Here is an 11496-nt window from a genome sequence, read left to right as displayed (position 1 = left end):
CGGGTCCGCCGTCGGCTGGGCTCCTGCCGCTGGCGCTGGTGCAGAGCTCTCGTCCTTGGGTCGCGGCCTGATCGGCGCGCGGGTAGCGCGGCAGCAGGAAGATCAGTAGGAGAGCGCGTTGAAACGATCCCCAGGGGTCGCGGGCGCGTCGACTGCCGCAGCAAGCACATTAGCCCCTGCGTTGCAGGGCTCTGGAAATAGCACCAACTCGGCCGAGACAGGACAAACGCTCAGTAAGTGCCAGCGAATGGACGGGCGCGACCAGGGCCCCTTCTTCTTGGGCTCATCCAGACCACAGGTATCTCACGGCGGTCGCGCCTTCGTCCCACTGGATGGCGACCGCTAAGGGAAACTCCGACCAACGGGCCCTGGTCGAACTCGGCGACGCCTCTTCAACGGTGCGCCGGGCGGTCACTCCGCTCGGACGCTACGGCTTCATTTCCCTGTCATGGCCGCTGCTCCAGCGTCGGGCTCGAAGTCACCGCCGCCCGGAGTCGCCTGATCCATTTTGGGCCCATTGCTGCCGCCCAGCTTCTTCTCCGGGAGGAGAAAGGCGAGTACGAGGCCCAGGGCGAACAACGGCGCCATGTATCGGAACACCGGGGTCAATGCCTGCTGATAGGCAAGGATCACGGTGTTCTGCACCTTGTCCGGCAGAGCGTGGACGAGAGTCGGCGTCAATGAGTCGGTGGACCCCACCACCTTGGCGTCCGCAGTGGAGAGTCGATCGGCGAGCTGGTCAGTCAGGCGGTGGGTGAACAGGGCGCCGACTGCGGCGGTGCCCAGGGTGGCTCCGATCTCGCGGAAGAAGTTGTTGGCGGAGGTGGCTGTGCCGACGTCACTCGGTGGGAAGGCGTTCTGCACAGCCAAGACGATGTTCTGCACGATCAGGCCAACACCCGCGCCCAACAGGAACAGGTAGCCACAGACGACAACGATCGAGGTGCTGGTGTCGAGCGTGGACATGAGCAGTACGGTGACGCCGACGACCGCGGTGCCGAGGATCGGGTAGATCTTGTAGCGTCCAGTCCTGCTGATCAGCTGGCCCGACGGGAGGGCAGTGGCCATGATGCCGACGACCATGGGGATGAGCAGCAGCCCGGACTCGGTCGCGGTCTTGCCGTACACCATCTGCAGGTAGGTCGGCATGTAGCCGACGGCTGCGAACATCCCGACACCGATGACGACCATGCCGAGCAGGGTGGCGATGCTGAAGATCCGGTTACTGAACAGCCGCAGCGGGATGATCGGTTCAGCCACGCGGCTCTGGGAGAACAAAAACAGGGCCCAGGCCACGACGGCGCCGACGGCGATGCCGAGGACGAGCGGGTCGGTCCAGGCGTAGTCGGTGCCGCCCCAGTCGGCGACGAGCACGGTGCAGGTGACGGCGGCGGCCATCAGCGCGATACCGACGTAGTCGATCGCGACCCTGGTGCTACGGCGGGGCAGGCGCAGCGCGAACGCTGCGACCGTGAGGGCGAGGGCGCCGAGCGGCAGGTTGATCCAGAAGGCCCAGCGCCAGCCGATGCCATCGGTGAACCAGCCGCCGAGCAACGGCCCGACGACCGAGGCCAGCCCGAAGACGGCGCCCATCGGAGCCATGTACTTGGCGCGTTGGCGCGGCGGCACCAGGTCGGCGATGATGGCCTGCGACGTGATCATGAGGCCTCCGCCACCGAGACCCTGCACGGCACGGCCGATGATCAGAACGGTCATGTTCTGCGCCATTCCCGCGGTTGCGGAGCCGACGATGAAGACAGCGATGGCGCCGAGGAAGAGTGTCTTGCGACCCATCAGATCGCCGAGGCGGCCGTATACGGGCATGGCGATGGTGGCGGCGAGGATGTACGCGGTGGTCACCCAGGCCATGTGGTTCACGCCGTGCAGTTCACCGACGATGGTCGGCAGCGCGGTGCTGACGATGGTCTGGTCAAGCGTGGCGAGCAGCATCGCGGTCATCAGGCCCGCAAATATCAGGCCGAAGTGTTGCGGAATCCCGGAGGAGCCCTGCTCCTCCTTCTCCGCCGGGGTCGGTCCACTCATGAAGGGTTCCTTAATTCGATCGGGGAACGTCGCACAAGGACGGGCTCAGTCGGCCGACAGGGTGTGCAGGAGATCCAAGGCGCGTTCCACGTAGGGAATCGGAGAGTCGTCCGTGGCACTTCCCGGTACTGCACGCGACCAGCGCTCCAGACCGCTGCGCACCGCGGTCAGTGCGACGGCGGCGATCATGCTCGGCACCTCGTCGTCAGGCCGCTGCCCCATCCGTTGGGCGACCACGTCGGCGATGGACCGCTGATAGCCGTCGATACGTGCCAACATCGCGGCCAGTACGGGGGGATGACTGTCCGCCAGCGCGAACACGTCGTGCATCAGCGCCCGCTCCGGCGGGTTGTCGGTCATCTCCCGCACGAGCAGTTGGGTCACATTCGCGAGCAGGGTCCGGGGAGATGCGGTGCCGGCCGCGACAAACTCCGCGGCCAGTGCCGGGGGCACCTCCTTCGGCCCCAGCAGTAGGGCCTCCTCCTTGTTCGGGAAGTAGTTGAAGAAGGTGCGGGGTGAGACCCCGGCCTCCGCGCTGATCATGTCGACCGTGACCTTGCCGAAGCCGTGTTTCCGGACAAGCCGCAAGGCGGCCGTGTGGATTTCACGCCGTGTCTCGCGGCGCCGTCGGTCGCGCAGACCTTCACCTGGGGATGCCATGCCGCAATTCTTGCATACTCTGCAAACTTTGCGGACTATGCAAGATGTGAAGCTCATGGCTCGCCCGGGCTGCCGGGCATACCGCCACCGCAGTAGAGACGGATGCCGCAGCTGGGTGACGAGCCGCTGTCGTGGCGCTGCCTACGCTGTCCGCATGCGAACGATCGGTCAGCTTGGTCGCGCGGCGGTCCGTAGCCGACCGGGAGAGGCGCGCCTCGTCGGGTACGTGGCCATGGCATCTTTGGTGACCGCGTGCGGCGATCCCACCCGCTTTCCCCGGTGGCCCAGCCTGCTGGACATTGCTTTCGCCTGTCTGGCGAGCATCGCGTTGCCGGCCCGAGGTCGCAGTGCACTCGGCGTGCTTGTGACGGTCTCCGGGTTGTCCGTGGCCTACCAGGCCTGTGGGGCCCGTTCTTTCCCGCGCTGCCGCCGCTCATGGTCGCCCTGTACGCGGTCCCGCTGCACTCCGGTCGGCGTCAGGCATGGACCGCTGCCGTCCTCACGGTGACCGCCATGGCCCTGGCGGCCGCGTTCTTCCAGCCGGGCCCGTTGCTGGGGCCACAGCGCGTGGTAGCCGTCGCGTGGATGGGGCTGGCCACAGTCGTCGGCGACTCGGTCCGTAACCGCCGCGCCTACGTCCGGGCCCTTGAGGAAAGGGCAGGCCCGCGGTCGGATCCACATCGCGGTGGTGCCCTTGGGGTTGGCCGCGCGGGCAACCCGGGCGGTCAGCGGCGGGATCTCGGCTCCGGAGTGAGGTTGGAGGGACACATCGGGCTCCTGGGGAACGAGGGCGGGACGTTCCAACGAGCCTGACGCAACGTCACGATCGTTAACTGCCCTTCTTCAAGATTCCCGACAGAGTCGCTCCCTGCTGCGCATCACCAACACCCCGCTCGGCGTGGCGGCGCTGATCGGCATGCTGATGCTCATGGGGATCGTGGTCACCAATGCCATCGTGCTGATGGACCTCGTCAATCAGTACCGAGCCCAGGGCATGAGCATCCAGGAGGCCGTGCGCGAGGGTGGACGACGCCGGCTCCGCCCGATCTTGATGACCGCGTTGGCGACCATCTTCGCGCTCCTGCCCATGGCCCTCGGCATCACCGACTCGGGCGGCTTCATCTCCACGCCGCTCGCCGTGGTGGTCATCGGTGGCCTCTTCAGCTCCACCCTGCTCACCCTGGTGCTCATCCCGACCCTCTACACAATGGTCGAGACCCGCCGCGAGCGCCGCACACAACGCCGTGCCCGCCGGGCCGCGCGAAAGCCCGCGCCAACGGCACAGGAGAACTCCACGCTGCAGCCGCAGCCGTAGGAGCTCAAGAAGAAGAAGTCGTGTGTGCGGGGGCTCTATCGGCCACCCGCACACACGCGTTGGCCGGCCACCGGCGTCGATCCTTGTCAGGAAGCAGCGAAGACCTGTGAGTCGTCGGCGAAAGCCTTGAACTCCAGGGCGTTGCCGGCCGGGTCGAGGAGGAACATCGGGGAGTGTAAATCTAACGGCCCTGTCTCACTTTCGGTGGTGACGGAGCGTCCTGAGGGTCGTTGACATCCCGTGAAGGATGTCAACGAGCTTGTGCAGACGGTGTTTTCGGGGCTGTCCCCGCTGGTCATAGAGGAGGTCACCGACGAGGGCGAGCGGATCGTGGTGCGGGCCCGGACGCCGACGGAGGCCGCGGTCTGCCCGGTGTGCGGGGCGCCGTCCGGGCGGGTGCACGGCTATCAGCTGCGGACGGTGGCCGACGTGCCGGTCGACGGCCGGCGGGTGGTGGTCCGTGTGCGGGTGCGGCGCCTGGTGTGTCCCACGCGCGGCTGCCGCCACACCTTCCGCGAACAGGTGCCCGGAGTCCTGGAGCGATACCAGCGCCGCACCGCCCGCCTCACCAGGCAAGTCAAGGCCGTGGTCAAGGAGTTAGCGGGCAGAGCGGGTGCACGCCTGCTGGCCGTACTCGCGGTGGGCCTGTCGCGTCACACGCCCCTGCGCACCCTGCTGCGCATCCCGCTGCCCACCGGGCGGACACCCCGCGTGATCGGCGTCGACGACTTCGCCCTGCGCCGACGGCACCGCTACGCCACCGTGGTGATCGACGCCGAGACCCATGAGCGGATCGACGTACTGCCCGACCGCACCGCAAACACCCTCGAGGCGTGGCTGCGCGAGCATCCGGGTATCGAGGTCGTGTGCCGTGACGGCTCGGCGACCTATGCCGAGGCCATCCGCCGTGCCCTGCCCGACGCGGTCCAGGTCGCAGATCGCTGGCATCTGTGGCACAACCTGTGCGAAGCCGCCCTCAGCGAGGTGAAGGCGCACAGCACCTGCTGGGCCGCTGTACTGGACGCGCCCATCTACGACGGCCCCCGTGCACAGACCACCCTCGAACGCTGGCACCAGGTCCACGACCTCCTCGGCCAGGGCGTCGGCCTGCTCGAATGCGCCCGCCGCCTGCAACTCGCCCTGAACACCGTCAAACGCTACGCCCGCGCCGACCAGCCCGAACGGATGCTCCGGGTCCCCAAATACCGCGCCAGTCTCGTCGATCCCTACCGCGAGCACCTGCGCAAACGCCGAGCCGAGGATCCCGCCGTCCCCGTCAAGTACCTCTTCGAAGAGATCAAGACCCTCGGCTTCACGGGCTGCCTGAACCTCCTGCACAAGTACATCAACCAGGGCCGCGCGGACGCCGACCGCAGTCACATCTCCCCGCGCAGGCTCGCCCGGATGCTGCTGACCAGGCCCGACAACCTCAAGGCCGACCAACACGAGCTCCTGGCCAAACTCACCGCCGCCTGCTCCGAGATGACCCAACTCGCAGCCGGTATCAGAGACTTCGCCCCGCTTCTTACGCCGCACGCCGACAACGCCGACGCACTCACGCGCTGGATCGCCCAAGTCCGAGCAGCCGACCTGCCTCATCTGCACGCCTTCACCCGAGGCCTGGACCGAGACCTCGACGCCGTGATCGCGGGGCTCACCCTTCCGTACAGCAACGGCCCCACCGAGGGCGTCAACACCAAGACCAAGCGGATCGCGCGCCAGATGCACGGACGAGCAGGCTTCACCCTCCTTCGCCACCGCATCCTCCTCGGATAGCAGCACGCTCCGTCACCACCGAATGTGCGACAGGGCCAATCTAACGGCGGATCCGACGATCACGGGAGAGACGTCAAGTCACCGACATCGCCGTGGAGTTGGAGGCCGTGGCGCCTGTCGAGAGGGCCCAGTGGGGGCAGCCTGCGTCCGTGTCCGACGAGCAACTGGTCGCGATGCTTGTGGAGCGGGGCCGGTCGGAGGGGCTGCAGGTGACCAAACGGGTCCTGGAATTCTCCCTGGAAGGCGAGATCACCGATCACCTCGGTTATGAGAAGCACGATCCGGCAGGGAAGAACAACGGCAACAGCCGCAACGGCACCCGTGCCAAGACCGTGCCGACCGACGTCGGGCCGGTCGAGGTGAAGGTGCCGCGTGATACCGCCGGCAGTTTCGAGCCGCAGAGCGTCACCGAACTCACCCTCCACCTCTCCGCGGACATCTCGGTGACCAGCGGGAGAGACAGGCGGCGACTGTTCACTACTTCGAAGCGTTGCTGGCGATGCCGTCGTGCATGAGCAGCAGACCTCGCTGACTCCTCGGCGATCGAGGCATGGGATGTGCCCGGCCGCGTGGTGCGCTTCTTCGACCGCCGCGGTGCCGGTGTCGGGCTGTGGTCGACGGCCCTGTCCTGCCGAGTAGACGCCGTGACGGCGGTTGGAGAGTGGTCGCAGCGGCCTCCACAGCTGAACCGTTGACGACCGAACGGGCCCACAGCGCTCCAGTGTTCGCGATGGACCCGGCCGTCATGATACGCGGCAGACCGGAACCCTGCCGCGGACATGGTGTCACCCCCGGCTGTCGGTGGGTGCGAGGACGATGTCGAAGCGGACCTGCGTCCAGGTGCCGTCGATGACGCGCCCGTCGGGCGTCGGTGTGCCGGCAGGACGCTGCTCGAAGTCCTTGACGAGGGACTCCTTGACGCCGAAGACGGTGTCGGAGTCGAGCAGTTCGTCGCCGCTGACGAAGATGTGGGTTACCAGGGTCCGGCACTGCGGGGCCTCCACCATGAAGTGGAGGTGCGAGGCGCGCATCGGCGAGCGTCCGGTCGCGGCCAGCATCTTGCCGACCGGCCCGTCGTGCGGGATCGGGTATGGAGTCGGTGTGATGCCCCAGAAGCGGTAGCTCCCGTCGGCGTCCGTGAACAGGTGCGCGCGGGCCGCGACCCGGTCGTCGTCGTACTGGACGTCGTAGAAGCCGTCCTCGTCTGCCTCCCAGACCTCGATCTTCGCCCCGGGAATCGGGTTGCCGTGGGTGTCGCGCACGGTTCCCTCGACCCAGCAGGGCTCGCCGTCGGCTCCGAAGGACATGTCTCCGCCTGGCTCGATCCTCGGGGAGCCCTCGACGAAGAAGGGTCCGAAGACGGTGGCCTCGGTGGCGTCGCCGTAGGCCTCGTTGTTGATCGCGATGGTCTGCATGGACGCGCCGAGGGTGTCCGAGAGCAGGATGAACTCCTGGCGTTTGTCCTCGGTGAGGTGGCCGACGGCGGTGAGGAACTCGATGCCCTTGGTCCACTCCTCCTCGGTGAGGCGGACCTCGCGCAGGAAGGCGTGGAGGTGTTTGACGACCGCCTGCATCAGCTCCTTGAGGCGGGGGTCCTGGCAGGAGTCGAAGGAGCGCTGCACCCGCGCGATCAGGTCTTCCTCGCGGGCCGCCTGCTCCGACGACACATCGTGGAGGGTCATGCGGGGTCACTTCCTTCCCAGGCCGCGCGCAGCAGCGCGGTGAGGTTCTCCTCGGTCACGGGGGTGGGGTTGTCCGCGGGAATCGCGGCGAGGACCGGCGCCACCGCGCGGGCGATGCCGTCCTCGGGCATGCCGTAGTCGCGCAGCGCGCGCGGGGCGTTGAGGGTTGCGCGCAGTGCGGCGAGTCCGGCTAGCGCCGTCGGGCTGCCGAAGGCCTCCGCGATGCGCCGTTCGGTCTCGGGCACGGCCGGGGCGTTGAAGGCGAGGACGTGCGGCAGGACCACCGCGTGGGTCTGGGCGTGCGGGAGGTTGAACATGCCGCCCAGCACATGGCAGATCTTGTGGTGCATGCCCGAGCCGGCCGAGGCGAAGGCGACGGCGGCCAAGTAGGGGCCGTAGAGCGTCTGTTGGCGGCCGTCCAGGCCGGTCGGGTCGGCGGCCACGGCGGGCAGGCCGCGGGCCAGGCCCCGGATGCCCTCTCCCGCCAGGGCCCGGTCGATCGGGTCGGCGCGCGGAGCCCACATGGAGTCGACGCAGTGGGCCAGGGCGTTGAGGCCGCTGGCCACGGACATCTCCACCGGCAGGGTCAGCAGCAGCGAGGCGTCGTAGACGATCGAGCGCGGCAGGACCCGTGGGGCGACGCCGGTCGTCTTCACCTCGCCGTCGGTCAGGCCCCAGACGTTGGTCGCCTCCGAGCCGGCGTAGGTGGTGGGGACGGCCACGATGGGCAGGCCGGTCGCCAGTGCCACCGCCTTGGCCAGGCCGGTCGTGGAGCCGCCGCCGACGCACACCAGCGCGTCCACCGCGGCCTCCGCTGCGGCCTTGCGGGCGCGTTCGGCGGTCTCGACGGGGACGTGCATGACGACTTCGTCGTGGCGCACCGCGACCGGTAGGTCCGCGGCGACGCGGTCGGCGAGGGCCGCCTCCGTCGGCGCGGCGATCAGCATCACGTTCGTCGCTTTCAGCTCGGCCACCTCGGCAGCCACGGCTGTCGGCGCCGCGCCGGGGGCGAAGACGACTCGCTGCGGCAGGGTCTCGTGGATGAACTGCACGGTCACGCCTTTCCGAGGAGCTGGTTGAGGGCTTCGCGCAGTGCCGCTTCGGGGTCGTCGGTGAGGCCCATGGAGCGCCAGGCGATGTGCTTGTCGGGGCGTACCAGGAGTGCGCCGGACTCCTCGACCTCGCGCAGCTTGGCCCAGTCGTAGTAGAGGTCCGTGACCTCGCGGCCGGGGCCGATCACCACGGTTTCGAGCGGGATGCCGAGGTCCTGCGCGACCTTGTCGGCGGCAGCGGCCCAGTCCTCGCCGGCGATGCCCGTGAGCAGGGTCCAGCGGGTGTATGGCGCCAGGTCCATCAGGGCGAGCTTGGTGACGTTGTCGCCGACCCAGGCGTGCGGGAGGTGCGCGCCGGGGCTGGTAGACATGACGTAGTAGAGGTCCTCGTCCTTGCTCGGGGTGGGGCGGGTGCCGCCGGAGACGATGGCGGCGGACTCGTAGAACTGTCCGAGTTCGACGCCGTGCGCGTTGAACTCGTAGTTCTTCGTCTCCATCGCGGTCACGAGGGCGGCCCGCTTGGCGGCGCCCTCGGGGGTGTTGGCCTTGCGCTCCTCGATCAGAGCGCGCATCTCGTCCTCGTCCTTGGCGTCGAGGACGCCGAGGGCCTGGAAGATGTCGATGAACTCGCGGCTGGACTTGTTGGCGCGGGTGACGATCCGCTTCGCGACGGGCGCCCGCTCCGCCGAGTACGTCTCCAGCAGCGACGGGTCGGCCTGCCCGCGCAGCACGGCGGCGAGTTTCCAGGCCAGGTTGTAGGAGTCCTGGACGCTGGTGTTGGAGCCCAGGCCGTTGCTCGGCGGGTGGCGGTGGACGGCGTCGCCGGCGCAGAAGACGCGGCCCTTGTGCAGGTGGGTGGCGTACATCTCATTGTTGCCCCAGAGGCTGGTGCCGGTGATCTCGACGTCGAGGTCGGGTATGCCGAGCAGCTGGCGCACGATGCGGATCGCCTCGGTGTCGTCGACCACGGGGGGCTCGGAGTTGATGTCGTAGCCCCATACGATGAGCCACTCGTTCCAGGGGCGGACCATGCGCACCAGGCCGGCGCCGATGCCGCCGACGTTGGCGCCCGGCTGGATCACCCAGTACAGGACGGAGGGCCGGTGGCCGACGTAGGAGGCGATGTCGGCCTTGAAGGTGATGTTCATCGAACCGGCGATGTCCATCGCGCCCTCGTAGGGCAGGCCGATGTCCTCGGCGACCCGGGAGCGGGCGCCGTCGGCGCCGATCAGGTACTTCGCCCGGATGTCGTACTCCTGGCCGGTGAGCCGGTCATGGACCCGTACGGTGACGGCCGTGTCGTCCTGGGTGTGGGAGAGGTACTCGGTGGAGAAGCGGGTCTGGGTGCCGCGGACGGTGGCGTTCTTGACAAGGATCGGTTCGAGATAGGTCTGCGGGATGTCGACGGTGAGGCAGGGCGAGGCCAGCCGGTAGTCCGCCTCCCGGTCCGGGCGCGTGCCCCAGGTGTGGATACGGCCGATCTCCTCGCCGGCGATGGAGGTGCAGAAGACGGTGTCACCGACGAGGCCGTGCTCGGTGGCGTCGGCCAGTACCTGGTCCTCGATCCCCATGTCGCGGAAGATCTCCATCGCCCGCTGGTTGGTGATGTGCGCCCGGGGCGTGTTCGCGGTCCACCGGTACTTGGTGATCACGATGTTGTCGATCCCGAGGGTCGACAGGAACAGCGCCGCCGAGGCACCGGCCGGGCCGGAGCCGACGATCAGGACATCGGTCTCGACGTGCGACGATGCCGGAAGCTCGGTCGCGCGTTGACCGTTGTTGAACTCAGGCATGGGGTCTCTCGCCTTCTTCTCGCGGTGTGCTGAAGGCAGCTTGCCCCCGGTTTCGGCCGCATCCGGCGGGATGGGCTGGAGGACGGCCGAAATCCGTATGTCGGCGCTGTTTCCCTTGCGCTTCGTTCAGTCGCGCTTCGCTGCGGTACGGCGCAACTCGCCCGCCGTGACCCCGAATCGGGCGTGGAAGGTCTGTGAGAAGTGAGCGACCGAGCTGAATCCACACATGGCCGCCACCGACGCCGTGCGCGACTGGGCGGCGTCCGGTCCCGTCAGCACGCCGTAGGCGAGTTCGAGGCGCCGTCCCAGCACGTAGCGCGGAAACGTGGTGCCTGCCTCCGCGAAGACACGGGTGAGCTGACGGACACTGATGCCGACCGCTTCGGCGACCTCGGGGGCCGACAGGCGTGGATCATGCAGTTGCTTCTCGATGCGGGCGCAGGCGAGGGCGCGGTGCACGACGGGCCTCCGGGTGGCACCCCCGCTCACGAGCGCGGACGCCAGGTCGACGATCGCCTGCTCGTCGGGCCGGATCGCGGCCTCGCCCCCGACGGAGCGGCCGACCAGGCGGGCGAGCGCGCGGCCGTAGGGGTTCGCTTCGCTGCTGCGGACGATGAGCGGTTCTCCGAGTGCGGCCCGCTCCGGCAGCGCCTCGCGATGCACCCGTGCCGCCAACTCGTCCAGACCCTGGCCGAAACCGCGGACGAAGCTCCCGTCCGCGTCACAGACCACGATGTCGCCGGGACGGACGACCTGGCGTCGGCCTGCCTGCTGGAACAGCGCCTCACCGCGCAGGGAGACGTAGATGGCGACGGAGCCCGTCGGCCGCCGTTCGACGAGGTCGGCGGAACGCTCCACGATGTGGGCCGTGGCGCGGACGCGCGCCAGATGGACCCGCCCGAGGGCGAGGTTGTCCTCGCGGGCCCGGAAGTCCTCACCGCCCGGTGTGCGGCACTTCAGCGCGATCAGGGCGTCGGCGTTGTGCTCCTCCCAGGCCCGCAGCCGCTCGGCCGACGGCACATGAGCCGTCGAGAACGCCTGCGCCGGGCGGGGCGCCGCTGCGGGTGTGGGTGCGGGGTGCATGGCTCCGAGAGTAAGACCGTCAACCCGGATTCCCGACCCGTCGGGCGAAGAAGGCGTTGAACCGGGTCATGACGGGTCTCGATCGAGCCCTC

General features: G+C 68.6%; 7 protein-coding genes and 2 pseudogenes. 3 read left to right on the top strand and 6 right to left on the bottom strand.

What is annotated here, in order from left to right:
• Positions 1-435 precede the first annotated feature (435 nt).
• Together ACZ9QC_RS05695 and ACZ9QC_RS05690 are read right to left on the bottom strand one after the other, a co-directional pair.
• Positions 436-2043 (bottom strand): MDR family MFS transporter, encoded by a 1608-nt coding sequence (locus tag ACZ9QC_RS05695; protein WP_472919121.1) that lies wholly within the window; start codon positions 2041-2043, stop codon positions 436-438.
• Positions 2044-2088: 45 nt separating this feature from the next.
• Positions 2089-2703: a TetR family transcriptional regulator gene (locus tag ACZ9QC_RS05690; protein WP_472919120.1), complete on the bottom strand. Its 615-nt coding sequence runs from the start codon at positions 2701-2703 to the stop codon at positions 2089-2091.
• 868 nt (positions 2704-3571) lie between these two features.
• On the opposite strand from ACZ9QC_RS05690, the pseudogene ACZ9QC_RS05685 reads away from it, so the two are divergent.
• The 3 genes and pseudogenes from ACZ9QC_RS05685 to ACZ9QC_RS05675 all read left to right on the top strand — a co-directional run.
• A pseudogene (locus tag ACZ9QC_RS05685) lies at positions 3572-4018 on the top strand (efflux RND transporter permease subunit); the annotation flags it as partial.
• 240 nt (positions 4019-4258) lie between these two features.
• The gene (locus ACZ9QC_RS05680; protein WP_472919119.1) at positions 4259-5794 is read left to right on the top strand and encodes an ISL3 family transposase; all 1536 of its coding nucleotides are present in this window, start codon (positions 4259-4261) and stop codon (positions 5792-5794) included.
• Between the two features lie 173 nt (positions 5795-5967).
• Positions 5968-6228: pseudogene (locus tag ACZ9QC_RS05675) on the top strand (transposase); the annotation flags it as partial.
• A 351-nt stretch (positions 6229-6579) separates the two neighbouring features.
• On the opposite strand, the gene ACZ9QC_RS05670 reads toward ACZ9QC_RS05675, so the two are convergent.
• The 4 genes from ACZ9QC_RS05670 to ACZ9QC_RS05655 all read right to left on the bottom strand — a co-directional run bounded on the left by ACZ9QC_RS05670 (position 6580) and on the right by ACZ9QC_RS05655 (position 11404).
• Positions 6580-7476 carry an intradiol ring-cleavage dioxygenase gene (locus ACZ9QC_RS05670; protein WP_472919118.1) on the bottom strand — a complete coding sequence of 299 codons (897 nt, stop codon included), beginning with the start codon at positions 7474-7476 and terminating at the stop codon, positions 6580-6582.
• On the bottom strand, positions 7473-8528 hold the full coding sequence (locus tag ACZ9QC_RS05665) for a maleylacetate reductase (RefSeq protein WP_472919117.1): 1056 nt from the start codon (positions 8526-8528) through the stop codon (positions 7473-7475). The genes ACZ9QC_RS05670 and ACZ9QC_RS05665 overlap by 4 nt, the downstream gene beginning before the upstream one ends.
• Before the next feature lie 2 nt (positions 8529-8530).
• The gene (locus ACZ9QC_RS05660) at positions 8531-10321 is read right to left on the bottom strand and encodes an FAD-dependent oxidoreductase (RefSeq protein ID WP_472919116.1); all 1791 of its coding nucleotides are present in this window, start codon (positions 10319-10321) and stop codon (positions 8531-8533) included.
• A 126-nt stretch (positions 10322-10447) separates the two neighbouring features.
• Complete coding sequence (locus ACZ9QC_RS05655; RefSeq protein WP_472919115.1) at positions 10448-11404, bottom strand: helix-turn-helix domain-containing protein; 957 nt, start codon at positions 11402-11404, stop codon at positions 10448-10450.
• Positions 11405-11496: the final 92 nt, after the last annotated feature.

The sequence above is a fragment of the Streptomyces sp. HUAS MS02 genome (assembly GCF_055702265.1).
This window is presented reverse-complemented; position numbering and strand designations above follow the sequence as displayed.